This window comes from Streptomyces sp. RB17 (assembly GCF_009604455.1).
Taxonomy (GTDB): Bacteria; Actinomycetota; Actinomycetes; order Streptomycetales; family Streptomycetaceae; genus Streptomyces.
In genome coordinates this window covers 743,416-766,190 of sequence record NZ_WEGL01000002.1, presented here as the reverse complement: position 1 = coordinate 766,190, position 22,775 = coordinate 743,416, and the positions used below count along the sequence as shown (strand labels likewise).

Genomic DNA, 22,775 nt, shown 5'->3' with positions numbered 1-22,775 from the left:
TCCTCTGTAGCCGCACCCGGGCCAACCCATTGCTGCCCCCAGGTGACCGTGCGGCGTGGGAGTCCGCCGATCGTCGTACTGTCGGTTCATCCTCGGCGCAGACGACCGGCATCCGGCCGGTCTCGGCCACCCGGAGGTAACGCGGTGCCGATGCGTCCCACCACCCTGAAAACCCTGGCCGGAGCGGCGCTGCTGCCGCTGGCCCTCGTCACCCCCGGCTGCGCCCAGTCCGCCGCAGCCGCGCGGCCGCCCGAGATGCCGGCGCCCGAGGCTCCGGCGACCCTGTGCTCGGTGGCCGGCACGCTGCGCGGCGCGCACGGTGAGCAGGCCGAGGTCAGCCTGTGCGCGGACACCGGCGCCCCGAGGTTCAACATCACGGCCCCGGCCACCTGCCGGGTCGGCCGTACCCGGATCCGCTACGCCTGTCGCACCGAGGGCACGTGGAAGGTCGCCCGGTCCGGCAAGACCCTGGGCAACGGAACGCTGCCCGGTTCGGGCCTGTACCCGGGTCCGGGCAGCTACGACGTCAGCGCGACCGTCCGCGTGCGGTCGACGCCCGCCGGTGTCGACCTGAAGGGCACGGTGCAGGCCACCGTGGCGCTGACCGCGGCCAAGGCGAAGCCGACGCACTCCGTCACCGTCGACAGGGCCGTGCTGCGCCGCAACGCCACGACCACCGTGACCTACACGATCCGCCGGGACAGTGCCGACGGCGACGGCAACGCCCGGCTGGGGATGATCGGCCAGGAGGGCACCGGCCTGCGGATCAGCACGGCCGACAGGCGCTGCGTCAACCCGCTGGTGGGGCGGTATCCGGCGAAGACCCGGCTGGCGCACTCCCTGGACTGCACGGTGACCGAGCTGCAGCCCGGGCACCCGGAGACACTGAAGCTCCGCTTCACGGTCGGGGCGAAGTGCTCCACGGTGGTGTCGAAGCTCGGCTACTGGGTGCCGAAGGGCCAGGACATGTTCACCGGGAACATGCTGGCCGGGCCGACGCTGACCTGCCGCTAGAGCACATCCGGCGCCTCCCGCTGGAGCAGGTCCAGCGCCCGTTCCCAGGCGAAGTCCGGCCGGTCGCCGTCCGGCAGGACCTCACCGGTGTACGGGTCGCCGAAGCGGACGCCCATCCCGCGCAGCCGCTGCAGGCTGTCCCGGTAGGCGGGATGGGCGGCCAGCGCGCCGGCGACGCAGGGCAGGACGGCGATCGGTACGCCCAGGCCCGCTGCCTCGCACAGGGTGCCGAGCGCGAGGGTGTCGGCGATGCCGGCCGCCCACTTGTTGACGGTGTTGAAGGTCGCGGGTGCCACCACGACGGCGTCCGGTGGCGGGAAGGGGCGGGGGTCGACCGGTGTGCGCCAGGCCGATCTGACGGGCCGGCCCGTCTGCGCCTCCACGGCCGCGCTGTCGAAGAAACCGCCCATGGCGAGCGGTGTGGCGATGACGCCGACCCGCCAGTCCCGTTCCTGGGCGGTGCTGATCAGTTTGCTGACGCCGGAGGCGATGCCGGCCGCGCAGACGACGACGTAGAGGAAGGGCTTCTCGGCCTGTTCGGTCATCCGGGAACCCTACTGAGCGGGAAAACTGCTGAACGGGAAATCTGCTGAACGGCAACGCTACCGGAGCGGGAAGGACCGCCCGCGCTCGGCCTCGGGGCGGGGGCCGTGGATGCGGCGCTCCCCCTCCTCGATGCGTACGTCGTTGATGCTGGCCTCCCGCCGGGTCATCAGGCCGTGCTCGTCGAACTCCCACAGTTCATTGCCGTAGGAGCGCCACCAGCGCCCGTCCGTGTCCCGGGACTCGTACTGGAAGCGGACGGCGATGCGGTTGCCGTCGAAGGCCCACAGGTCCTTGCGCAGCGCGTAGTCCAGCTCGCGCTGCCACTTGGCGGTCAGGAACGCGACGATGCCGGCGCGACCCGTGACGAAGGTGTCGCGGTTGCGCCAGACGGAGTCCTCGGAGTAGGCGAGCGCCACCTTGTGCGGGTCGCGGGTGTTCCAGGCGTCCTCCGCGGCCTGGACCTTCTGCGCGGCGGTCGCATGGGTGAACGGCGGCAGGGGCGGACGGTCGGCCATGGTCTCCTCCTGGGTCGGACGACATCGGAGAACGAGCGTTCTCCACGCTGCTGCTACGATAGGAGAACGCTCGTTCTCCAGTCAAGGAGGACATCGGTCCGAGCGCATCGAGGAGTAAGGGTGCCGCCGATGGACAGTGCCGCCGCCCGGGACAGGGTGCTGGACGCCGCCGAGGAGCTGTTCTACTCCCGGGGCGTGCAGTCCGTGGGCATGGACGAACTGCGCGGCGCGTCAGGTGTCTCGCTCAAGCGGCTCTACCAGCTCTTCCCCGCCAAGGAGCAGCTCGTCGCGGCGTATCTGGCACGGCGGGACGAGCGCTGGCGCGGACGCCTCGCGGAGCACGTGGCGAGGCGGCGGGACCCGCGGGAGCGGATCCCGGCCGTGTTCGACTGGCTGGAGGGGTGGTTCGGCGAGGACGGTTTCCGCGGCTGCGCCTGGATCAACGCCTACGGCGAGCTGGGCGCCACCTCCACTCTGGTCGCCGAGCAGGTGCGCGCCCACAAGGAGGCGTTCCGGGACTACCTCGCCTCGCTGGTGGCCGACGCCGGACTGCCCGCCGCGCTCACCGGACCCCTCTTCCTGCTCGCCGAGGGGGCGATGGTGACGGCGGGCATCACGGGGACCGCCCGGCCGGCTGCCGAGGCCCGCGAGGCGGCGCGAGCCCTGGTGGCGGCCGCCCGCCCGGTCGGGCCCGGCCGTCCTAGGACAGCGTGATCGCACGCACCGGGCAGGCGCGGGCCGCCTCCCGGACCATCGGATCGCCCGCGCCGTCCTCACGCCCGGGCAGCAGGGTGCTGTAGCCGTCGTCGTCCTGGGTGAAGACGCCCGGTGCCGTCAGCGCGCACTGACCCGCGCCGATACAGACGTCCTTGTCGATGTCGATGTGCATGAGCTGAGCCTCTTACCAGGTCACGGGGAGTTCCAGCATCCCCTGGATCGTGTCGCCGCGCTTGAAGGGGATCTCCTCGGCCGGGACGGCGAGCCGCAGCCCCGGCAGCCGGGACAGCAGGCCGGCCAGGGCGATCTCCAGTTCCGCGCGGGCCAGGTTCTGACCCAGGCACTGGTGGATCCCGAAGCCGAACGCCACGTGGTGGCGGGCGGGGCGGTGGAAGTCCAGCGCGTCGGGGTCGTCGTAGAGGGCCGGATCGCGGTTGATCACCGAGGTCGAGAAGAGCACACCCTCGCCGGCCCGGATGGTGGTGCCGGCGATCTCGATGTCCTCCAGGGCCACCCGCGCCAGGCCCTCCGCGATGGACAGCATCCGCATCAGCTCCTCCACGGCCGCGGGCAGCAGCGCCTGGTCGGCGCGCAGCTCGGCCAGCCGTTCGGGGTGCCGGAGCAGGGTGAAGGTGCCGAGGGAGATCATGTTGGCGGTCGTCTCATGGCCCGCGACCAGCAGGATGACGGCCAGCGAGACGAGTTCGGCGCGGTCCATCGTGCCGTCGCGCAGCTGATGGTGGACGAGGTCGTCGAGGATGCCGTCGCCGGGGTCCGCCTGCTTGGCCCGGTCGTCGATCAGCCCGCCGAGGTACTCCTCCAGGCGTGAGCGGGCCTCGATGGAGTCGGCCGCCCGCGGGCCGCGCAGCAGCCTGCGGGACTGCTCCTCGAAGAACTCGTGGTCGGAGTACGGCACTCCGAGCAGGCCGCAGATCACCATCGACGGCACGGGCAGGGCGAAGGCGGAGACCAGATCGGCGGGCGGCCCCTGCGCGATCATCGCGTCCAGCAGCCCGTCCACGGTCCGCCGGATCCACGGCCGCAGCTCGGCCGCGCGTTTGACGGTGAACGACGGGATCATCATCCGCCGCTGGCGCTGGTGTTCGGGATCGTCCAGCCCGAGCAGGGCCACCCGGCGGTCACGGACGCCCGCGAACCGCTCCGCGGGGATCGGGAAGCCGGGACGGCGGCGGTCGCTGGACAGGCGGGGGTCGGAGAGCAGGGCGCGGGCGGTGGCGTGGGCGGTGACCGCCCAGACCTCGCGGCCGTCGAAGAGGGTGACGCGGGACAGGGCTCGCCCGTCGCGCAGCGGCTCGTATCCGGTGGGCGGGTGGTAGGGGCAGGTGCGGTCCTGCGGGAAGGCGACGGCGTCGGCCGGGTTCGCCGGTCCGGTGGGGTCCGTCAGTTCCGTCATGGAAGACCTCGCAGACGAAGGAGTGCGTCGTGCCGATCTTCATTAGATGCCCCGGGCATCTATGGGTCGACTGCAAGTTCGGCCAGTTCGGCTATGTGGGTGATCTGGCCGAGGACGAGTGGTCGGAGGGATGGATTCCGGCCGGGGTTCGGCACGTCTCGGCCCTTCACGCAAGCCTACGGCTCTCGCCGGACGGGGGCGAAGGCACGCACGACGGCGAGGCTGTCCTGGTACACGTGGTTCCGTACGACCAGACCGTCCCGGACGGTCGGGCGCAGGGCGAGGCGGGCGGTGTGGGCACGGCCGGTCGGCGCGGCCGTCGGCCGGACGGCACCCGGTCGGCTCCCGCTGGTGGGCGGCGGTGTCGGCGCGGGTGGAGCGGTGCCGGGTCCACGAAGTGTCCGCGCGACCGTGCTCCTCCTCCGGCCGGCCGGGGCGCCGGTCGCAGCCCTCCGCGTACAGCTCGGCGATGTTCGGGATCGCCCCCGCACCACCGCGCCGCGATGACCCGCGAGGTCATCACCCCGTCGGCCCAACCGGGCCGCGGTGCGGATGATTCGGTGGAGCACGGGTGTTGAATGCGGTGGCAGACAGCCGTTGGACCGACGAAGGGGACCGATCCCATGCCTCTTGACGGCGAGTACGAGCCCAGCCCGGCACAGTGGGTGCGCGAGCAGGTCGAGCTGTACGAGAGCTCCGGCGGGACGAAGGGCACCACACTCCTGGACACCGGGCTGCCCGTCATCGTGCTGACCAGCCGGGGAGCGAAGAGCGGGAAGATCCGCAAGACGCCGTTGATGCGGGTGGAGCACGAGGGGAGGTACGCGGTGGTCGCCTCGCAGGGCGGCGCGCCGAAGCACCCGGTGTGGTACTTCAACATCATCTCCGATCCGCATGTCGAGCTGCAGGACGGGCCGGTCAAGCGGGACATGAGGGCCCGTGAGGTCACCGGCGAGGAGAAGGCCCGGTGGTGGGAGCGGGCCGTGGCCGCGTACCCGCCGTACGCCGAGTACCAGCAGAAGACGTCGCGGGAGATCCCGGTCTTCGTGCTGGAACCCTTCGACGAGGGGTGACGGGGGCTGACGCGAGCCGGTTCGCGCCGGGCACCGGCGGGAACCGGAAAAACTCGCCCGGGGAGGTGTGAGCCCGTGCCGGGGCGGGCACTCCTGCGTCAGGCCCCGCCGCGTTCCCCCGTCGCGGCGGGGCTCTCCCGTGCCTCGCCCGCCGGCCGGTCGGTCACGTCCAGGAAGATCTGGTCGGCCTCGGGAAAGGTCCGGGCCAGCGACCGCTTGATGCGTACGGCGACCTCCTCCACCCGCTCGCTCTCCAGCCCCGGCACCAGGTCGATGCGCGCGGCCACCAGGGTGGCGTCCAGGCCCATCTTCATCGTGAACAGCGCCTCCACGCTGTCGATCTCCGGCTGGGCCCGCAGCAGCGAGCGGATCCTGCCGCTCAGCTCCGGGTCGGCGGCCTCGCCGATGAGCCGGTCGCGGGCGTCACGGCCGAGCCGGTAGGCGACGTAGACCAGCAGGACGCCGATCGCCAGCGAGGCGGACGCCTCCCAGACGACCTGCCCGGTCACCATGTGCAGGCCCATCCCGGCGAGGGCGAGCGTCACGCCGAGCACCGCCGTGCCGTCCTCGGCGACCACCGTGCGCAGCGCGGGATCGCTCAGTCCGCTCAGGGCGCCGCCCTGCCGGCGCACCTGGTGCAGGGCCCGCAGCAGCGAGACGCCCTCGGCGACGAGCGCCACGCCCAGCACGATCAGACCCGCCACATAGCCGCTGAACGTCTCCTGCGTGCCCTGGCGCAGGGCCTCGAAGCCCTGGAAGAAGGAGAAGCAGCCGCCCATGACGAAGATGCCGACGGCGGCGAGCAGGGACCAGAAGAAGCGTTCCTGGCCGTAGCCGAAGGGGTGCTGTGCGTCCGCGGGGCGGCGGCTGCGGCGCAGCGCGGCCAGCAGGAACACCTCGTTGAAGCTGTCCGCTACGGAGTGCGCGGCCTCGGACAGCAGCGCGGGCGAGCCGGCGAGGACACCGCCGACGGCCTTGGCGACGGCGATCACCAGGTTGGCGGCGAGCGCGACCAGGACGGTGACCCTGGTGTGCCGGTCGGCCTTGGAACCCGTGCCGGGCGTCCCGCCGCTGCGCTCACCGTTCTGCTCGCCGTCGGTCCCGCTCACGCAACGCCGACTGCCCCCGAGCGGGCGGATCACACCGTGCGGGCGGCGGAAAACGGGGAACGCGTTGCCCGAGGGGCAGCGGGCGGCGAGGAGGAGACATGGACGGCGACGGCAACCGCGCCTACGGCCACAAGACGTTCACCCGGTCCAGGAGCCACTTCACGGACCGGATCACCGCCGACGGCCGGGACGGCTGGCCGGTGCAGGCGGGCCGTTACCGGCTGGTGGTCTCGCGCGCCTGCCCGTGGGCGAGCCGGGCGGTGATCTCGCGCCGGCTGCTGGGCCTGGAGGACGCGCTGTCCATGGCGGTCGCCGATCCGGTCCAGGACGACCGCAGCTGGCGGTTCACCCTGGACCCGGACGCCCGGGACCCGGTGCTCGGCATCCGGTTCCTGAGCGAGGCCTACGACCGCCGCGAGACCGGTCACCCGGGCGGGGTCAGCGTGCCCGCGGTGGTGGACGTGCCCAGCGGACGACTGGTCACCAACGACTACCAGCGGCTCACCCTGGACCTGGCCACCGAGTGGACGGCCCTGCATCGGGCCGGCGCGCCCGATCTCTACCCGGACGGCCGGCGCGAGGAGATCGACCAGGTGATGGCCGAGGTGTACGAGGACGTGAACAACGGCGTGTACCGGGCCGGGTTCGCCACGCACCAGAAGGAGTACGAGGACGCGTGCACGGGCGTCTTCCGGCGGCTGGAACTGCTCGCCGAGCGGCTGGCCGGACAGCGGTATCTGGTCGGCGGCACCCTCACCGAAGCGGACATCCGGCTGTTCACGACGCTGGTCCGGTTCGACGCCGTCTACCACGGTCACTTCAAGTGCAACCGCTGGAAGCTGACGGAGAACCCGGTGCTGTGGGCGTACGCCCGGGATCTGTTCCAGACGCCCGGGTTCGGTGACACCGTCGACTTCGACCACATCAAGCGGCACTACTACCAGGTTCACACCGGCATCAACCCCACCGGCATCGTGCCGCTCGGCCCGGATCTCGCCGGCTGGCTGACGCCGCACCACCGCGAGGAGCTGGGCGGACGGCCGTTCGGGGACGGTACGCCGCCGGGCCCGGTGCCGCCCGGCGAACGGGTGGCCCCCGGGGGACGGCCCGCATGAGGGCCGTCCGGCGAGGAAGGAGTGACACATGGCCAAGACAAAGAAGAAGAAGCTTCCCTTCGTCTACCAGCCGATCGGTTTCGTGCTCAGCTGGGCGGGCGGCGCACTGGCCGGTGTCGCCTTCCGGAAGGCGTGGACGGCGCTCCGGCACGAGGAGAACGCGCCGGACGCGTTGGACGAGGACCGGGGGTGGGGGGAGATTCTGTTGGCGGCGGCGGTGCAGGGGGCGATCTTCGCGGCGGTGCGCAGCGCGGTGGATCGGACGGGGGCGAAGGCGATCGCTCGGTCCACCGGGGTCTGGCCTGTGGCCTCCGAAAAGGGGAGCCGGGACTGAGCCCCTTACAGGGCGATCCACTCGCCGTCTCTCATCAACTCCCTGCCCTTCAGCTCGTTCGCCTCGCGCCACGCCTGGACCCGCTGCGGGAGGACCCTGAAGTACAGGTAGTGCGTCGGGAGTTGACGGGGGTCGAAGCCGGTCTTGCCGGCGAAGACCTCGGCGTCCTCCTCGGGGAGGTCCTCCGGGGTCCACGACTGGGCGGTGCCCTCGATCATGACGACGTCCCGTGTCGGGCCGAGGCCGAGGCGGGCCCGGCCGGTGGCCACGAGGTTGCGGCCGGTGGGGCTGTCGGCCGGGGTGGCGATCAGCACGGTCGCGCCGTCCCACACGAAGGACAGCGGTACGAGATAGGGCGCGGCGCCGTCGGGACCGGCGGTGGCGACCCACACGTCGACGTCGTTCTCCAGCCGGTGGAGGGTGTCCTTCTTGCGCTCTGCGGCGGAGCGGGCGGGCGGTGGGGTCATGACGGGGCGCCTCCTCGGATTCGCGAACGGCGTCCAGTGTGACCGTCAGTCCCGGGTCCCCGCACGGATGTGATCAAGGCGTGTCCTGGCGGCCGTCAGGAGCAGTTCGAGGGCGGCCGGGTAGGAGCTGGCGCGCATGGTGGCGACCAGATGGGGGGCGGTGGCCGCGATGTGCGGGTGGCTGTCGGCGGGCAGCCGGCCGTAGGTGCTGCGCCACACCTCCGCCTCGGCCTCGCGTGCGGCCCGGGGCAGGGCGGTGGCCGCGGAGTCCAGGGCGCCGAAGGCGAGGGCCTGGTCGACGAAGGCGTGGTAGATCCGTACGGCCTCCGGGGCGGGGAATCCGGCGTCGCGCAGTACCCCGAGGATGCTCTCCACGGCCTGGATCTCATGGGTGCGCCCGGTGACGCGGTGGCCGCTGAGCATCGCCGCCCGGGGGTGTGCGAGGGCCCCGGCGTGCATGCGCAGGCCCAGATCGCGCAGGTCGGCCACCCAGTCGCCGGTCGGCCGCCAGGTCCGCAGGGTACGGCCGATCAGCTCGTCGGCGATGGCCAGCATCAGGTCGTCGGTGTGCCGGAAGTACCGGTAGAGGGAGCTGGGGTCGGCGCCGAGGGCCCGGCCGAGGCGGCGCACGGACAGCGCGTCGGCGCCGTGCTCCTCGATGAGCCGGAGGGCGGTCTCCACGATCAGCTCCACGGAGAGCACCACGCCCTGTTTGGTGGGTCGGCGACGCTGCCGGGCGGCGGCCGGGACGACACGGTCGGTCATGTGGGCCTCCCTGGGGTGTGCCCGGCACCTTATGACAACACCGTTGACCTGTTAAGGGGCGCGGCAGTTTCATTTCCGGTCACCGGGGCCGTCCGGGGCCCCGCGGTGCGAGCGGAGAACCGGCCATGAGCGACAGACCCTTCGGAGTGGATCCCCCGGCGCGGCCCGAGCTGCGCAGGTCCCTGACCGTGGTGGACGGTGTGGCCGTCGCCGCTTCCAGTACGGCCGCCACGACCAGCATCGGCATCGGGCTCGGGGTGACCGCGGGGGTGGTCGGACCGCATCTGCCGGCCATCATGCTGCTGGCGTTCCTGCCCGTCCTCGGCATCGCCGGGGCCTACTCACGGCTGAACCGGGTGGAACCGAACGCGGGCAACGGCTATGTGTGGGTGGGCCGTTCGCTCAGTCCCTGGCTCGGATTCATGGTCGGCTGGGTGAACGTCGTGGCGAGCGTGGCGTTCCTCGCCTATACGACGGCGGTGACCGGTTCGGCGCTGCTGCAGCTCGCCGGTGAGGCCGGGCTGCACCGGATCGGATCCCTCGGCCTCGATCCCGGCTCGACCGCGCAGACGACGGCGGTGGGGATCGTCGTCCTGGCCGCCGTCACCCTGACCGCCGTCACGGGTGTGCGCACGGCGGCCCGGCTGCAGACCGGGCTGCTGGTCTTCGAGTACGTGGTCCTGCTGGGGTTCTGCGGCTACGGCATCGTCACCGGACCGCACTCCTTCAGCCTCTCCTGGTTCGACCCGTTCGCGATCCCCTCGGCGACCGCGCTGGCGCAGGGCCTGCTGCTGTCGGTGTTCTGCTACTGGGGGTTCGAGGCGGCGTTCACCGTCAACGAGGAGGTGCGGGACCCCGGGGACGCCTCACGGGCCGGGACCATCACCCTGGTGACGATGCTCGGGCTGTTCCTGCTGGGTTCGGTGGCCTTCCAACGGGTGCTGTCCCAGCGGGAGCTGGCCGGTCATGGCGCGCAGGGGCTCGCGTACTTCGGGGACCGGCTGGCCGACCAGCCGCTGGCCGCGCTGCCGCTCGTCGCGCTGATGTTCTCGGCGGTGGCCTCGCTGCAGGCCGGCGTCATCCCGACGGCGCGCGGGATGTTCGCGATGAGCCGGGACCGTACCCTCGGTCCGGTGTGGTCCAAGGTCAGTGCCCGGTACGGGACTCCGGCGGCCGGGACGCTGCTGATCGGGGCGCTGGCCGTGGCGGTGGCCGCGGGGGCACTGGTGATCCCGCGGCTCGCCGACATGATCGACGCGATCGTGAACGCCGTCGGCATCGTCGTCGCCCTGTCCTACGCGCTGACGGCGCTGGCCGCCGCCGTGCGCTTCCGCTCCCTGCTGCGGGACGACTGGCGGCAGGGCGTCCGGGCGGTGCTGCTGCCCACGCTCAGCGCGCTGGCGCTGCTGGGCCTCGGCGGCTATCTCGGCTGGTCCTTCTACACCTCCGCCGACCATCTCGAACTCCGCGCGGACAACGGCTGGTTCCTGCTGCTCATGCCGGTCGCGATGATCGCGTCCGGGTTCGCGGCGGCGGCGTGGGCCAAGTGGGGGCGCAGGTCGCCGTACTTCCGGACCGGGGCGGGCACCGACGCCGACGCGCCCGAACTGCTCACCACCTCCAACTGACTGTCAGGAAAGGCATCATGCACGCAGACCTCCTCTTCACCGGCGGCCCGGTCCTCACTCCGGGCGGCCGTACGGCGACCGCTGTGGCCGTCACCGGGGACCGGATCACCGCCGTCGGGCACGACGAGCTGCGCGACCTCGCCGGGCCGGGCACGCAAGTGGTCGACCTCGCCGGACGGCTGCTGCTGCCCGGCTTCCAGGACGCACATGTCCATCCGGTGCCGGCGGGCCTCGAGCTGGCCCAGTGCGACCTGTCGGGCCGGGCGACGGCCGAGGAGACCGTGGCCGCCGTACGGGCGTACGCCGAGGCCCGCCCGGAGCGGGAGTGGATCCTGGGCGGCGGCTGGTCGATGGAGGCGTTCGCGGGCGGTACGCCGACGAAGGAGCTGCTGGACGCGGTGGTACCGGACCGGCCGGTGTATCTGCCCAACCGGGACCACCACGGCGCCTGGGTCAACAGCCGGGCGCTTCAGCTGGCCGGTATCGGCCGGGACACGCCCGACCCGGCCGACGGGCGGATCGAGCGGGACGCTTCCGGGGAGCCGAGCGGCACGCTCCAGGAGGGGGCGATGCGGCTGGTCGGCCGGCTCACCCCGCCCGCGACCCCGGCCGACCGGCTGGCGGCGCTGCTGCACGCCCAGCGGCATCTGCACGCGCTCGGCGTCACCGCCTGGCAGGACGCGCTGGTCGGTGACTTCCTCGGCATGGACGACCCGGCCGAGGCGTATCGCACGGCGGCGCGGGACGGTTCGCTCACCGCGCGGGTGCGGGGGGCGTTGTGGTGGGACCGGGAGCGCGGGGCCGAGCAGATCCCCGAACTGGTCGCGAGGCGGGCGGAGTCGAGTCACGGCCGGTTCCGGGCGGGCACGGTGAAGCTGATGCTGGACGGGGTCGCCGAGAACGGTACGGCCGCACTGCTGGACCCCTATCTGGACCGGTGCGGGTGCGCGACCGCCAACCGCGGCAAGAGCTTCATCGATCCGGATCAACTCCCCAAGTACGTCACCGAGTTGGACGCCCTCGGCTTCCAGTGCCACTTCCACGCGCTGGGCGACCGGGCCGTACGCGATGCGCTGAACGCGATCGAGGCGGCCCGCGCCGCCAACGGGCCGAGCGACACCCGGCCGCATCTCGCCCACCTCCAGGTCGTGCACCCTGACGACGTCCCCCGCTTCGCCCGGCTCGGCGCCACCGCGAACATCCAGCCGCTGTGGGCCGCGCACGAGCCGCAGATGGACGAGCTGACGATCCCCTTCCTCGGGTCGGAGAGGGCCGCGTGGCAGTACCCCTTCGGGGCGTTGCTGCGCTCGGGTGCACGGCTCGCGGCCGGCAGCGACTGGCCGGTGAGCAGTCCCGATCCGCTCCAGGGCATCCATGTCGCGGTCAACCGGGTCGAGCCGGGCGGCGGCGGCCCGGTGTTCCTGCCTCACGAGCGGCTCGGTCTCGCGGACGCGGTGACGGCGTACACGGCCGGGTCCGCGTACGTGAACCATCTGGACGACACCGGCCGGGTGGCCGTCGGCGCGCTCGCCGATCTGGTGGTGCTGGACCGCGATCCGTTCGCCGGGCCGCCGGAGGCGATCGCGGAGACGGCCGTGGCGCTCACCTACGTGGGCGGGGAACGGGTGTACGCGGCCGAGTGAGGGCCTACTTGCAGCCGACGCCCTGTGCCAGCCGGGGCCAGGCCTCGACCCCGTCGGAGGTGCGGACGTACGCGGTCGCCTTGTCGTCCGTGAGCCACAGCCGCCAATGCCGATAGCGGTACCCGGTGTCGTGGGCGCCGGCGGGGACACGGGCGTGGCCACGGTACGGCGCGGTGAGCAGGTCGACGCCGAGGACGCCCTCGGGGTCGCGGGCGTAGGTCGTACCGTTCAGGTCGAGAAAATGGGCGGACTGCCATCCGCAGTGCTCGGGGCCTGGCGAGCTGGTGAGTCTGCTCACCGGCACCCTCCCGCCGGCCCGGTCCGTCCAGATCTCCCAGCCTTTCGTGAAGCTCACCGGGAGTTCGGCCGGGTCGCAGGAGGCGCTCGTCTCCGGGCCCCAACCCGGCCGGTTCTTCTGGTCCTTGGCCACCACGACCGCCACCTTGGTCCGCCCGTCCACGTCGAAGGAGTACAGGACCCGGTCCTTCTCCCTGCGCTCCACCCGGTAGCCGTGGGCGGGCAGGTCCGGCTGGACCATGTCGAAGTACAGATCGAGCCCGGCCTCGGGTGTGTCACCTCCCTCGGAGGAGGTCCAGCCGTCGGGTCCGGAGCCCTCGTAGATCTCCCCGTCGCACTCCAGTGCCCGGCCGGCGGCGCCGGAGGCCAGGCGCAGGGCGCGCGGGCCGCTGCCGTCGAGCTCCTTGGTGGGCACGTCCAGCCGACCGCGGTACGGGGAGGCCGGAGGGGTTCCCTTCACCACCCGGTGCGGACCGGTGCCGCCGTCGCACCCCGCCGTCGCCACGGCCGCCAGTACCGCCACCGCCACCAGCCCTCTGCGCATTCCCGCCCCCATGCCTCGGTGCCCTGATCCGGTTCTTCGACGCCGGGCCGGGCCGGAACGTTCAGCGGGACTGCTGGAACGTCCGTCGGTACGCCTGCGGGGACACCCCGATCGCCGTGTGCAGGTGCTGGCGCAGTGAGGCGCCGGTGGCGAAGCCGACCTCGGCGGCGATCCGGTCCACCGGCAGGTCGCTGGACTCCAGCAGATGCCGGGCGCGGGCGACGCGCTGCTGGATCAGCCAGCGGCCGGGGCTGAGGCCGACCTCGTCGTTGAAGCGGCGCGCGAAGGTGCGCAGGCTCATCCGGGCGTGGCCGGCGAGGTCGGACAGGGTGAGCGGCTCGTCCAGACGCTCCAGCGCCCAGACACGGGTCGCGGCCGTGCTCGCCGCGCCGCTGACAGGGACCGGCTGCTCGATGTACTGGGCCTGGCCGCCGTCCCGGAACGGCGGGACGACACAGCGGCGGGCGACGGAGTTGGCCAGTTCGCTGCCGTGGTCGGTGCGGACGATGTGCAGGCAGATGTCGACGCCGGAGGCGGCTCCGGCGGAGGTGAGGATGCGGCCGTCGGCGACGAAGAGGACGTCGGGGTCGAGCTCCACCCGCGGGAAGCGGCGGCGGAACAGGTCGGCCACCTGCCAGTGCGTGGTCGCCCGCCGGCCGTCGAGCAGGCCGGCCTCGGCGAGCACGAACGCGGCCGTGCAGATCGAGACGATCCGGGCGTCCGGGCGGATCTGGGCGAGGGCCGCGGCGACCTCGTCCGGCAACTCGGTGGGGATGTACGCGGGCGGCATCGAGGTGACCACCACGGTGTCCGCCGTCCGGAGGATCTCCGGGCCGTGTGCGACACCGATCGTGAAGTCGGCGCTGGTGCGCACCGGGCGGCCGTCGACCGTGCAGGTGAGCACCTCGTAATGACCGTCCGCCGCGCCGAAGATGCGGCTGGGGATGCCCAGCTCGAAGGGATAGACGCCGTCGAGGGCGAGGACGACCACTCGCTCGGGACTCCGCTTCGTTCTCTTCGTCGTGCCACGCATGGCACGATCCTATCGGATGTTGGCATTCATGCCATTTCCCGGGCGGGCGGGACCGGGCAGGCTGGGTGACCATGAACGACGTGAATACGATGCGAGCCATCAGCCAGGACGTCCTCGGCGGCCCCGAGGTCCTGAAGGAAGTACGGGTGGAGCGGCCGAAGCCGGGCCCCAACCAGGTGCTGGTCCGGGTCCGGGCGGCCGGGGTCAATCCCACCGACTGGAAGCACCGGGCCACCGGCGGCTTCCTGGGCCAACCGCCGTTCGTCCTCGGCTGGGACGTCTCCGGCGAGGTCGCCGAGACCGGAATCGGCGTGGCCGCCTTCGAGCCCGGCGACGAGGTCTTCGGCATGCTGCCCTACCCCTACGGCCACGGCTCGCACGCCGAGTACGTGATCGCCCCGGTGCGTGCCCTGACGCACAAGCCGGCCTCGATCGACCACACCCAGGCGGCCGCGCTGCCGCTGGTGTCCCTGACCGCATGGCAGGCGCTGACGGAGCACGCGGACGTGCGGCCCGGACAGCGGGTGCTGATCCACGCGGCGGCCGGCGGCGTCGGGCACGTGGCCGTGCAGATCGCCAAGGCGCGCGGTGCGTATGTGATCGGTACGGCCAGCTCGGGCAAGCACGACTTCCTGCGGGAGATCGGCGTGGACGAGCCGCTCGACTACCGGGCGACCGACGTCACGGAGGCGGTGCGGGACGTCGACGTGGTCCTGGACACGCTGGGCGGAGACACCTCCGTGGAGTCACTCAAGGTGCTGCGACCGGGCGGTGTCGTGGTGTCGATCCTGCCGGTGGGTTCGCGCGCGTTCCACGACGAGGCGGAACGGCGCGGCGTACGTGCGGTGCGCATGCTGGTGGACGCCGACCGGGCCGGGATGGAGAAGGTCGTGGAACTGGTGGAGTCCGGGAAGCTGAAGGCGACGATCGCCGGGACGTTCCCGCTGAGCGAGGCGGCGAAGGCGCACGAAGTGGGCGATGCCGGACGGACGGCGGGGAAGCTGGTCCTTCTGGTCGACTGAGGGCGGAACGTCCGGTCGGCGGAGCAGGGTTACCGGGTGACGCGCCGCAATCTCGAAGACATATGTCAATCGAACATGCTCAAATTCCTTCCATCGAGGGTAACTTGACGATCGGGAGACCGTCGTCCGGGCACGGGTGGGAGGTGATGCCGTCGTGCGCGACGAGCCTGCACCACTCACCCGACACCTCCGCGTGTACGAACACCGGGCGCACACGGTGCTGGAGTTGCGGGGCGAGATCGACCTGGTCTCGGCGACCGAGCTCGACCCGCTCCTGGACCGGATCACCGGCCGGCCCGGGGCACGGGTCGTCATCGACCTGCGGTCGGTGGAGTTCTTCGACTGCTCCGGACTGCGACTGCTGTACCGGGCCCGCGCCCGAGTGGTGGGCGGCGGCGGGCAGGTGCACCTGGTGTGCACCCATCCGCTGACCCTGCGCGTCTTCCGGGTCACCGGTCTGTCCCGGCTGCTGCCCCCGCACCCGACGGTGGACGCGGCCCTGGCCCGGTCCGAGGCCGCGTCCGGCTCGCTGTGAGCACCGGGCCGGGGGACCACGCTACCGACCGGGACCGCACCGGTAGAGGGTCTGCGCGGTGCCCGTCTGCGCATTGCTGACGGGGGGTGTCCCGCCGTAGGCCGAGGCCGGAACCTCGGTGCACGCGGACCGCACCCAGGTGGTGATCTGCGCCGCGGCCGTCTTCCCGGTGCGTGCGGACGCGGAGCCCATGCCGCGGCCGCCACCCAGCAGCACGTACCGCACCTCACCGGCGTCGACCAGCCGCCGGAACCGCGTCTCCGTCGGAAACGGCACTCGGCCGCTGAAGCCGCCGAGCGGCAGGACATGGGCGCCGGCCGCCAGGATGTACGGCGACGCGGTGCTCCAGCTGCTGGTGACGAACACATAGGCGGCGGAGCCCTGGTGCGCGCGGGTGTAGTCGAGCAGCCGGCGCTGGTCCGCGGTCAGTGAGCCACTGGCGTCGGCGCCCCCGAAACCGCCCCGGCCGCCGAATCCGCCCGGGCCGCCGGATCCGCTCCGGCCCGCGCCGCGCACGCCGCCGAGGGCCGCCTGCCCGAACGACCGGCCGCCGGCCCAGGCCGCCCGGCCGAACCGCCCGGGCCCCGAACGCGCCGCCCCGAAGCCGCGGTTCATGGCCGACGGGCCGACCGCGCCCATGGCAGAGGTGCGGTAGCCGGCGTTGAAGACCTGTACGGCCCACGCGCTCGGCGCGAGCAGCAGGGCGGCCAGGGCGGCGGCCGGCCCGGCGAGCGCGAGACGGCCCGCGAAGCGTGGCCGTCCGGGCCGGGCGAGGAGGAGCAGCACCACGGCGGCGGCTCCGAGCACGGCCACCGCGGGGGCCAGCCAGGGCAGGAACGACGGGAACCGGGAGGCGAGATACGCGCTCCAGGCGGCCGTCGCCGCGACCGCGCCCGGCAGGGCCCAGGCACGGCGCCCGCCGGCCCGGTGGGCGCGCCACATCAGCACGCTCCCGGCGCCGGTGAGCGCGGCGAGCGGTACCGCGATCACACCCATGTAGTACGTGTGGCCGCCGACGCTGCCCGCGCTGAACACCAGGAAGTACAGGGCGAGCCAGGTGGTCCACAGGACGTATCCGGCGCGCAGCCGGTCGGTGCGCGGCCGTCCCCGGCACCACAGCAGTCCGCAGACCGCGGCCACGGCGGCGAACGGGTAGAACCAGCCGGTCTGCGGGGCGAGCGCCGTACCGAACATCTTCGACCAGCCGTTCTGGCCACCGCCGAACCCGCCGGCGCGCGGCCGGCCGGCAGTCACCCCGGCCGTGCCTCGGGCGAACGCCGTTCCACGGGCGTCCCGGACGAGTCCGCCGCCCCCGGTGCCGCGCACACCGCGTCCGCCGCCCTGGGTCGCGCTCACGCTGCCCGTGGAGGCCGCGCTGATGCCCAGCGAGGAGAAGCGGTTCAGGAAGTTGTAGCCGACCACCATGCTGAACGCGGAGTTGTTGGTGGTGCCGTCCACGTACGGCCGGTCCTTGGCCGGGGTGAGGGTGACGGCGAGCATCCATGACACCGACACGGCGGTCATCACCAGGGCGGACACGCCGAGGTGCAGCAGGCGCCGGCGCAGCGCGAGCGGTGCCGACAGCAGGTAGGCCAGGGCGAGCGCCGGCAGTACGGCCCACGCCTCCAGCATCTTGGCCTGGAAGCCGAGGCCGACCCAGACCCCGGCCGCCAGCAGCGGGCGCAGCCGGCCGTCACGGGCGGAGCGCGAGGTGGCCTCGGCCGCCAGCAGCAGGCACAGCGTGAAGGCGGGGTCCTCGACCGCGGTGCGGAACAACCCGACCGCCACGGGGGTCACGAGGAAGGCCGTGCAGGCGATGAGCGCCGCGTCCACGCCCGCCCAGCCGCGTACCAGGCGGTGCAGCACGAGCAGGCCGGCCACTCCCTCCAGGACCTGGGGCAGGACGAGCGCCCAGGGATGGAATCCGAATAGCCTCGCGGAGAGCGCCTGCGGCCACAGGAACCCCGGCAGTTTGTCGAGCGTGATGGAATTCCCTGGGTCGAAAGAGCCGTAGAAGAACGCCTTCCAGCTCTCCGTCATGCTGCGGACGGCGCTCGCGTAGAACGTGTGGTACTGGCTGTGGTCGATGCCCCAGCCGTAGAGAACGGCGGCGAGCACGGTGAGGAGCAGCAGCGCAGGGCGTGCGTACGCGGGCTCGTCCGCCGGTGATCGCCAGGGTGCGCGACGGGCGGCACCGGTGGACGCGGTTGCGTCGAGGACGTTCGTGGCCATGCGCAGCAGTCTTCGTCAACCGCGCGCCTCCACCACGCCGTGACGGCCCCCTTCAAGGAAAATCTCACCTCACCCAGAGCATCTCTTTAATCACACAAGATGGAATTTGCAGCAGAAAAGCAGGTTCCTTACCCGGGGCTGGATTCCGCCGTACACAGGAATCCGACAGCTCTCGCACAGGTGCCGTTTCAGCCGCCGAGCACCGCCGGCAGGCCCAGTGCCCCCAGCACCGTGGCGCCCATGAGCAGCCAGGCCACGTAGTCGCCGACATGGCCCGACTGCAGCCGGCGCAGGGGCCGGGCCCAGTCGGGGGCGGCGGTCCAGTGCGGGCGGGTCACCGCGAGGCCGGCGAGGCCCACGGCCAGCGCGGTGGCGGCCAGGTCGAGCAGGACCCCGTGCGCCGTCCACTGCGCCGAGGCGTGGGCGCCGCCCGATCCGGCCTCGTTGACCGAACGGGCCACCACATCGCCGAATCCGGGCACCGCTCCGACGGCGAGAGCGCCGGCCAGGAGCACGGCGGGCACCGTCGTCATGGTGTCCGGGATCCGGCGCAGCGGACCGGTCGTCTCGGGCTCCTCCTCGGATCCGCTGGTCTCCAGGTCGGTGTCGGCCTCCTCGGGACGCGGTCCGAGGCCACGGAACACACGGGCGGTGACCCGCAGCACGGCGCCACCGGTGATCGCGGAGGCGACCACGTACACCACGGTGAGCGGACCGCCGACCGCCTCCTCGGCGACCGCCTTGCCGAGCCCCGTACCGAACGGGGGCAGGCCGGCGAGGCCGAGGCCGCCCACGGCGAACATCACCGCGGTGGCGCGCAGTTCGCGGGCCCGGCCGTGCAGCGCGTGTTCGTCGAGGCAGCCGTACCGGTCGAGCAGGACGCCCGCGCAGGCGAACAGCGCGGCCTTCAGCCCGGCGTGCCCGAGGATGTAGAGGGCGACCCCGTCGTCGCCCTGCGGGGTGAGGACGCCGAGGCCCACGAGGAACAAGCCCGTGTGGGCGATGGTGGAATAGGCCAGGAGCCGCTTGATGTGCCGCTGGTACCAGCACATGACGGCACCGGTCGCGGCCGTGAGCGTGCCGAGCGTCACCAGGGCCCGGGTGAGGTCGGCGGCGGGGATGCCGCCGGGTCCGGCGAAGACGGTGCCGTACACCCGCCAGACGCCGTAGGCGCCGAGTTCGACCATCACCCCGGACAGCAGCATGCAGACCGGGGTGGGGGCGACGGCGTGGGCGTCGGGGAGCCAGAAGTGGAAGGGCACGGCGGCCGCCTTCACCAGCAGCCCGGTCAGCACGAGGACGAAGGAGGCGAGAACCAGCCCGTCCGCTCCGCCGTGCCCCGCCGCCGCGTCGAGACCGCGCCCGATCTTCGCCATGGCCAGCTCGCCGGTACGGGCGTACAGCAGGCCGATGCCCATCAACATGACGTAGGCACCGAGGGAGTTGACGACCCCGAAGGTCAGCGCGCCCTGTACGGCCTTCGGATCGTCGATGCGGTAGCCGGTGAGCGCGTACGCGGTGACGCTCATCAGCTCGAAGAAGACGAACGCGTTGAACAGGTCGCCGGCGATGGCGAACCCGCACATGCCGCCCTGGAACACCAGCATCAGCGCGGTGAAGGCACCGGGATGGCCGCGCGGCGGTTCGTCGAAATAGCGCCAGGAGTAGGCGAGTGCGGCCAGCGTCAGCAGGGAGACCAGCGCGGCCATGCCGAGCGAGGGCCCGTCGCCGACCACGACGATGCCGACGCTCTCGCCGTCGACGGGCAGCCATGCGCCGACCCATTCGACCATCGGCGGCGAGGAGTTCAGCAGCAGCACCAGTGCGAGGGCGGCCGTAGCGCCGGAGACCACGAAACCGGTGACCTCGGCGGCGATCCGGGGCACATGGCGGCCGATGGCCACCAGCAGGGCGGCGCCGAACACGGGGGTCGCGACGAGCAGCGGGAGCAGATGGTGCATCAGCCGCGCAGCTCCCGCAGTTCGTCGGGGTCGACCGTGCCGTGCCGTTTGGCGATCTGCAGGACGAGGGCGAGCAGAAGGGCGGTGGCGGTGGCGCCGACGACGATGTCGGTGAGCGTGAGGGCCTGGACGACAGGGTCGACCACCGGCCGGGAGCCGGGCTGGATGTCGGAGAAGACGGGTGCGGTGGCGCCGTTCCGGTAGCCGACCGCCAGCAGCAGCACATAGGTGGAGGACTGGCAGACCGCGAGACAGCCGACGGCGTGGATGAGGTTGCGGCTGGTGGCGAGGCCGTAGCAGCCGGTCAGCAAGACATGGACGGCGACCAGGTAGGGAAGGACGTGCATCACGGTGGTCAACTCCCGTGCTCCTCCTCGATCTCGACGGCCTGGTCGAGGAAGTTCGCGAGCAGCACGACGACCGCGCTCGCCACCTCCATGCCGATGGCCGCGTTCAGCAGGGGGACGGTGCCGCCGGAGGACAGGGTGTTGAAGGTGCCGTACGGCAGCAGCGTGTTGGCGAGGAACGCGGTGCCGGCCAGGACACCGGCGGCGCCCAGCACGAGGTAGGACGAGACCGCGACCGCGTCGGCGGCCTCGTAGACGGCGAGCGGACGGATGCGTTCCAGCGCGCGGTAGTCGGCGCCGAGGTACAGCAGGTGCAGGGCGGTCGCGGCGACGACTCCGCCCTGGAAGCCGCCGCCGGGGCTGAGCTGGCCGTGGGCGATGACGTAGAGGCCGGTGACCAGGGCGACGGGCAGCACGATCAGGGTGTAGCGGCGGACCGGGAGGGCCACTTCGGCGGGTTGCGGCTGTGCCCGGTGCTCGTCGCGGGCCTGGCGCAGCAGCACCACGCAGCCGAGGACGGCGGCGAACAGGATGGTCATCTCGCCGAGGGTGTCGTAGGCGCGCTGGTCGAAGTTGACGGAGGCGATGGTGTTGGCGGTGCGCCGGGTGAGGGAGGCGTGTACGGCCCGGGTGCCGTACGGATGGCTCCGGCCGCCGAAGCCGGGCAGGCCGAGGCAGGCGGCGACGAGCAGGGCGGCCAGGCCGGCGCCGCCGACGGCCAGCAGGGTGAGCCGCAGCCGGTTCACTTCGCACCACCGTCCTCCGAGCGGCCGCGGCGTCTGACCTTGCGCACGCTCAGCATGATCAGCAGCGGGGTGAGCGCGGAGCCGACGGCCAGCTGGGACAGGCCGACGTCCGGGGCCTGGAGCACGGTGAACAGGACGGCCAGCACGGACCCGAGCACGGACAGCACCAGTGCCTGGCGGGCGGGGTCGCGCTGGACGACGGCGGCGGTGGCGGAGGCGGCCGTCAGGAGCAGCGCCACAAGGATCACGGCATCGTCCACGCCGCACCTCCACTCGGCCCGGCGGCCGGTCCGTCAGCGGGGCAGATCCGCGGCCGCCCCACGAACACGGGGCGCGCGGCGCGCTCCGGCCGACGCCCCGGGGGCGGGCCGGCCGTCCAGCACCCCCGCAGCCAACTTGGCCCGTCGCCCGTCCGGCACCCCCGCAGACGGCTCGGCCCCTCGGACGTCCGGCACCCCCGCAGACGGCTCGGCCCCTCGGCCGTCCCGCAGTCACACGGCCGATTCACGAACAAGCGGGCCGACCCACAACCCCTCCGCCTCCCGGACGCAGCATCCGCCCCGCATCCCAGGCACCCCGCGAGCAAATGGGCCGCAGGCCCCCGCGGCCGCCACGCGCACTCATCCGCCACGCACCCCTGCCACCGCCCCACCAGCACACCAGCCACCCCGCACCCCCGCCACCTGCCCACCCACGCATCCACCGCCGCACCTCGCCGCGCGCACGCGCCCCCCGCCACACACCTCCGGTCTCCGGCCCAGCGCATGTCAGCCACCCCGCACCCCCGCCACCTGCCCACCCACGCATCCACCGCCGCGCCACGCCACGTGAACCCGCCCCCCGCCACACACCTCCGGTCTCCGGCCCAGCGCATGTCAGCCACCCCGCACCCCCGCCACCTGCCCACCCACGCATCCACCGCCACACCTCGCCGCGCGCACGCGCCCCCCGCCACACACCTCCGGGCTCCGGCCCAGCGCATGTCAGCCACCCCGCACCCCCCGGAATCCACCGGACAGGGCGCGTGAGGCGATCACGTTGCCGGCGATCAGGAGGGTGCCGATGACCAGGAGCTTCACCATGGCGCGGCCGGGGCCGGTGGCGATGCAGACGGCGGCCACGACCGCCGCGCTCAGTGCGGCGGCGCTCCAGGTCAGCCCCCAGGCGCTCGGCCGCTCGCCCTCCAGGTCGTCCGAGAGGAGGCGGGCGAAGACGAGCGTGCCGACCGGGCCGAGCAGGGCCAGTAGCAGGGCGAGGTCCACGTAGGCGGGGCGGGCGTAGCCCTGGGAGAGCAGCAGCAGGGCGGGGCACAGGGCGGAGGTGGTCATGTTCTGGGCGACGACCCGGCGGGAGGGCGGGCCGGTGGTGACACCCCACAGGGCGGCCGCACCTCCCCCGCCCAGTACGACGGTCGCCGCGAGGATCCAGCCGTTCACCGCCAGGCCACCGCCCGCCGGCCGGCCCGTGCCAGCAGCGCCCCGACCACCGCGGCGCTCCCGCCGACAACCCGTTCCAGGGTGTCGACCGAAGTGATGAACACCAGCCACAGCAGGGCCAGCGCACCCCACCAGACCAGGAGTTCACCGAGGATGAGGAGGACCGGTCGGGGAATCGTACGCCGGGTCATCCGCCACCTCCTCGGTCCGCTCTGCACACATACACGGCGATGTGTCCGATGCACCGCTCGGGGCATCCAAGCACCGCCGGACCCCCGGAGA

The 22,775-nt window shown here is 72.7% G+C and carries 25 protein-coding genes; 9 read left to right on the top strand and 16 right to left on the bottom strand.

Going from position 1 to position 22,775, the window contains the following annotated elements; translation table 11 throughout:
* The first annotated feature begins 150 nt into the window (after positions 1–150).
* On the top strand, positions 151–1,014 hold the full coding sequence (locus tag SRB17_RS10460; protein ID WP_153537043.1) for a hypothetical protein: 864 nt from the start codon (positions 151–153) through the stop codon (positions 1,012–1,014).
* On the opposite strand, the gene SRB17_RS10455 is transcribed toward SRB17_RS10460, so the two are convergent.
* Positions 1,011–1,559: a flavoprotein gene (locus tag SRB17_RS10455; RefSeq protein WP_153537041.1), complete on the bottom strand. Its 549-nt coding sequence runs from the start codon at positions 1,557–1,559 to the stop codon at positions 1,011–1,013. The genes SRB17_RS10460 and SRB17_RS10455 overlap by 4 nt on opposite strands.
* A 57-nt stretch (positions 1,560–1,616) precedes the next feature.
* Complete coding sequence (locus SRB17_RS10450) at positions 1,617–2,075, bottom strand: nuclear transport factor 2 family protein (protein ID WP_153537038.1); 459 nt, start codon at positions 2,073–2,075, stop codon at positions 1,617–1,619.
* 129 nt (positions 2,076–2,204) lie between these two features.
* On the opposite strand from SRB17_RS10450, the gene SRB17_RS10445 reads away from it, so the two are divergent.
* Positions 2,205–2,789, top strand: a complete 585-nt coding sequence (locus tag SRB17_RS10445; protein ID WP_153537036.1) for a TetR/AcrR family transcriptional regulator — start codon at positions 2,205–2,207, stop codon at positions 2,787–2,789.
* Here the strand turns inward: SRB17_RS10445 and SRB17_RS10440 are convergent.
* Positions 2,776–2,964 (bottom strand): ferredoxin, encoded by a 189-nt coding sequence (locus SRB17_RS10440; RefSeq protein WP_153537034.1) that lies wholly within the window; start codon positions 2,962–2,964, stop codon positions 2,776–2,778. The genes SRB17_RS10445 and SRB17_RS10440 overlap by 14 nt on opposite strands.
* Before the next feature lie 12 nt (positions 2,965–2,976).
* Positions 2,977–4,206 carry a cytochrome P450 gene (locus SRB17_RS10435; RefSeq protein ID WP_153537032.1) on the bottom strand — a complete coding sequence of 410 codons (1,230 nt, stop codon included), beginning with the start codon at positions 4,204–4,206 and terminating at the stop codon, positions 2,977–2,979.
* Between the two features lie 623 nt (positions 4,207–4,829).
* On the opposite strand from SRB17_RS10435, the gene SRB17_RS10430 reads away from it, so the two are divergent.
* Positions 4,830–5,279, top strand: coding sequence for a nitroreductase family deazaflavin-dependent oxidoreductase (locus SRB17_RS10430; RefSeq protein ID WP_153537030.1), 450 nt, complete (start codon positions 4,830–4,832; stop codon positions 5,277–5,279).
* Between the two features lie 98 nt (positions 5,280–5,377).
* Here SRB17_RS10430 and SRB17_RS10425 read toward each other — a convergent pair whose 3' ends face one another.
* Positions 5,378–6,388, bottom strand: coding sequence for a cation diffusion facilitator family transporter (locus SRB17_RS10425; RefSeq protein ID WP_323375258.1), 1,011 nt, complete (start codon positions 6,386–6,388; stop codon positions 5,378–5,380).
* A gap of 98 nt (positions 6,389–6,486) precedes the next feature.
* Here SRB17_RS10425 and SRB17_RS10420 point away from each other — a divergent pair, with 98 nt between their 5' ends.
* Positions 6,487–7,503, top strand: a complete 1,017-nt coding sequence (locus SRB17_RS10420) for a glutathione S-transferase family protein (RefSeq protein ID WP_153537028.1) — start codon at positions 6,487–6,489, stop codon at positions 7,501–7,503.
* A gap of 28 nt (positions 7,504–7,531) precedes the next feature.
* On the top strand, positions 7,532–7,837 hold the full coding sequence (locus tag SRB17_RS10415; RefSeq protein WP_153537026.1) for a DUF4235 domain-containing protein: 306 nt from the start codon (positions 7,532–7,534) through the stop codon (positions 7,835–7,837).
* A gap of 5 nt (positions 7,838–7,842) precedes the next feature.
* Here the strand turns inward: SRB17_RS10415 and SRB17_RS10410 are convergent, their stop codons facing one another.
* A complete protein-coding gene (locus SRB17_RS10410; RefSeq protein ID WP_153537024.1) occupies positions 7,843–8,304 on the bottom strand; it encodes a pyridoxamine 5'-phosphate oxidase family protein in 462 nt (153 codons plus the stop codon).
* A 45-nt stretch (positions 8,305–8,349) separates the two neighbouring features.
* Positions 8,350–9,069, bottom strand: a complete 720-nt coding sequence (locus SRB17_RS10405; RefSeq protein ID WP_153537022.1) for a TetR/AcrR family transcriptional regulator — start codon at positions 9,067–9,069, stop codon at positions 8,350–8,352.
* A 125-nt stretch (positions 9,070–9,194) separates the two neighbouring features.
* On the opposite strand from SRB17_RS10405, the gene SRB17_RS10400 reads away from it, so the two are divergent.
* Together SRB17_RS10400 and SRB17_RS10395 are read left to right on the top strand one after the other, a co-directional pair.
* The gene (locus SRB17_RS10400) at positions 9,195–10,697 is read left to right on the top strand and encodes an APC family permease (RefSeq protein ID WP_153537020.1); all 1,503 of its coding nucleotides are present in this window, start codon (positions 9,195–9,197) and stop codon (positions 10,695–10,697) included.
* Positions 10,698–10,714: 17 nt separating this feature from the next.
* Entirely contained in the window at positions 10,715–12,340 is a 1,626-nt protein-coding gene (locus SRB17_RS10395) for an amidohydrolase (RefSeq protein ID WP_153537018.1), read from the top strand.
* Positions 12,341–12,344: 4 nt separating this feature from the next.
* On the opposite strand, the gene SRB17_RS10390 is transcribed toward SRB17_RS10395, so the two are convergent.
* Positions 12,345–13,181: a hypothetical protein gene (locus tag SRB17_RS10390; RefSeq protein WP_153537016.1), complete on the bottom strand. Its 837-nt coding sequence runs from the start codon at positions 13,179–13,181 to the stop codon at positions 12,345–12,347.
* A gap of 61 nt (positions 13,182–13,242) precedes the next feature.
* Complete coding sequence (locus tag SRB17_RS10385; protein ID WP_153537013.1) at positions 13,243–14,214, bottom strand: GlxA family transcriptional regulator; 972 nt, start codon at positions 14,212–14,214, stop codon at positions 13,243–13,245.
* A 71-nt stretch (positions 14,215–14,285) separates the two neighbouring features.
* Between SRB17_RS10385 and SRB17_RS10380 the strand changes: the two genes are divergently transcribed.
* Positions 14,286–15,236: an NADP-dependent oxidoreductase gene (locus tag SRB17_RS10380; protein ID WP_153537011.1), complete on the top strand. Its 951-nt coding sequence runs from the start codon at positions 14,286–14,288 to the stop codon at positions 15,234–15,236.
* 154 nt (positions 15,237–15,390) lie between these two features.
* On the top strand, positions 15,391–15,771 hold the full coding sequence (locus tag SRB17_RS10375; protein ID WP_323375257.1) for an anti-sigma factor antagonist: 381 nt from the start codon (positions 15,391–15,393) through the stop codon (positions 15,769–15,771).
* A gap of 21 nt (positions 15,772–15,792) precedes the next feature.
* On the opposite strand, the gene SRB17_RS10370 is transcribed toward SRB17_RS10375, so the two are convergent.
* The 7 genes from SRB17_RS10370 to SRB17_RS46080 all read right to left on the bottom strand — a co-directional run bounded on the left by SRB17_RS10370 (position 15,793) and on the right by SRB17_RS46080 (position 22,684).
* Positions 15,793–18,003, bottom strand: a complete 2,211-nt coding sequence (locus tag SRB17_RS10370; protein WP_153537009.1) for an ArnT family glycosyltransferase — start codon at positions 18,001–18,003, stop codon at positions 15,793–15,795.
* Between the two features lie 188 nt (positions 18,004–18,191).
* Positions 18,192–19,964 carry a complex I subunit 5 family protein gene (locus tag SRB17_RS10365; protein WP_153537007.1) on the bottom strand — a complete coding sequence of 591 codons (1,773 nt, stop codon included), beginning with the start codon at positions 19,962–19,964 and terminating at the stop codon, positions 18,192–18,194.
* Positions 19,964–20,311, bottom strand: a complete 348-nt coding sequence (locus SRB17_RS10360) for a sodium:proton antiporter (protein ID WP_153538178.1) — start codon at positions 20,309–20,311, stop codon at positions 19,964–19,966. The genes SRB17_RS10365 and SRB17_RS10360 overlap by 1 nt, the downstream gene beginning before the upstream one ends.
* Before the next feature lie 8 nt (positions 20,312–20,319).
* Positions 20,320–21,057, bottom strand: a complete 738-nt coding sequence (locus SRB17_RS10355; protein ID WP_323375256.1) for an MnhB domain-containing protein — start codon at positions 21,055–21,057, stop codon at positions 20,320–20,322.
* Complete coding sequence (locus tag SRB17_RS10350) at positions 21,054–21,317, bottom strand: Na(+)/H(+) antiporter subunit B (protein WP_323375255.1); 264 nt, start codon at positions 21,315–21,317, stop codon at positions 21,054–21,056. The genes SRB17_RS10355 and SRB17_RS10350 overlap by 4 nt, the downstream gene beginning before the upstream one ends.
* 723 nt (positions 21,318–22,040) lie before the next feature.
* Positions 22,041–22,493 (bottom strand): MrpF/PhaF family protein, encoded by a 453-nt coding sequence (locus SRB17_RS10345; RefSeq protein ID WP_323375254.1) that lies wholly within the window; start codon positions 22,491–22,493, stop codon positions 22,041–22,043.
* Positions 22,490–22,684 carry a hypothetical protein gene (locus tag SRB17_RS46080; protein WP_153537005.1) on the bottom strand — a complete coding sequence of 65 codons (195 nt, stop codon included), beginning with the start codon at positions 22,682–22,684 and terminating at the stop codon, positions 22,490–22,492. Before SRB17_RS46080 ends, SRB17_RS10345 begins: the two co-directional genes overlap by 4 nt.
* Positions 22,685–22,775: the final 91 nt, after the last annotated feature.

Excerpts from the sequence above, each read along its gene's own strand:
- SRB17_RS10455 (WP_153537041.1), bottom strand. The coding sequence starts at position 1,559 with ATGACCGAACAGGCCGAGAAGCCCTTCCTCTACGTCGTCGTCTGCGCG.
- SRB17_RS10430 (WP_153537030.1), top strand. The coding sequence starts at position 4,830 with ATGCCTCTTGACGGCGAGTACGAGCCCAGCCCGGCACAGTGGGTGCGC.
- SRB17_RS10460 (WP_153537043.1), top strand. The coding sequence starts at position 151 with ATGCGTCCCACCACCCTGAAAACCCTGGCCGGAGCGGCGCTGCTGCCG.
- SRB17_RS10415 (WP_153537026.1), top strand. The coding sequence starts at position 7,532 with ATGGCCAAGACAAAGAAGAAGAAGCTTCCCTTCGTCTACCAGCCGATC.
- SRB17_RS46080 (WP_153537005.1), bottom strand. The coding sequence starts at position 22,684 with ATGACCCGGCGTACGATTCCCCGACCGGTCCTCCTCATCCTCGGTGAA.
- SRB17_RS10405 (WP_153537022.1), bottom strand. The coding sequence starts at position 9,069 with ATGACCGACCGTGTCGTCCCGGCCGCCGCCCGGCAGCGTCGCCGACCC.
- SRB17_RS10400 (WP_153537020.1), top strand. The coding sequence starts at position 9,195 with ATGAGCGACAGACCCTTCGGAGTGGATCCCCCGGCGCGGCCCGAGCTG.
- SRB17_RS10440 (WP_153537034.1), bottom strand. The coding sequence starts at position 2,964 with ATGCACATCGACATCGACAAGGACGTCTGTATCGGCGCGGGTCAGTGC.
- SRB17_RS10380 (WP_153537011.1), top strand. The coding sequence starts at position 14,286 with ATGAACGACGTGAATACGATGCGAGCCATCAGCCAGGACGTCCTCGGC.
- SRB17_RS10385 (WP_153537013.1), bottom strand. The coding sequence starts at position 14,214 with ATGCGTGGCACGACGAAGAGAACGAAGCGGAGTCCCGAGCGAGTGGTC.
- SRB17_RS10390 (WP_153537016.1), bottom strand. The coding sequence starts at position 13,181 with ATGCGCAGAGGGCTGGTGGCGGTGGCGGTACTGGCGGCCGTGGCGACG.
- SRB17_RS10445 (WP_153537036.1), top strand. The coding sequence starts at position 2,205 with ATGGACAGTGCCGCCGCCCGGGACAGGGTGCTGGACGCCGCCGAGGAG.
- SRB17_RS10395 (WP_153537018.1), top strand. The coding sequence starts at position 10,715 with ATGCACGCAGACCTCCTCTTCACCGGCGGCCCGGTCCTCACTCCGGGC.
- SRB17_RS10410 (WP_153537024.1), bottom strand. The coding sequence starts at position 8,304 with ATGACCCCACCGCCCGCCCGCTCCGCCGCAGAGCGCAAGAAGGACACC.
- SRB17_RS10365 (WP_153537007.1), bottom strand. The coding sequence starts at position 19,964 with ATGCACCATCTGCTCCCGCTGCTCGTCGCGACCCCCGTGTTCGGCGCC.
- SRB17_RS10360 (WP_153538178.1), bottom strand. The coding sequence starts at position 20,311 with ATGCACGTCCTTCCCTACCTGGTCGCCGTCCATGTCTTGCTGACCGGC.
- SRB17_RS10450 (WP_153537038.1), bottom strand. The coding sequence starts at position 2,075 with ATGGCCGACCGTCCGCCCCTGCCGCCGTTCACCCATGCGACCGCCGCG.
- SRB17_RS10420 (WP_153537028.1), top strand. The coding sequence starts at position 6,487 with ATGGACGGCGACGGCAACCGCGCCTACGGCCACAAGACGTTCACCCGG.
- SRB17_RS10370 (WP_153537009.1), bottom strand. The coding sequence starts at position 18,003 with ATGGCCACGAACGTCCTCGACGCAACCGCGTCCACCGGTGCCGCCCGT.
- SRB17_RS10435 (WP_153537032.1), bottom strand. The coding sequence starts at position 4,206 with ATGACGGAACTGACGGACCCCACCGGACCGGCGAACCCGGCCGACGCC.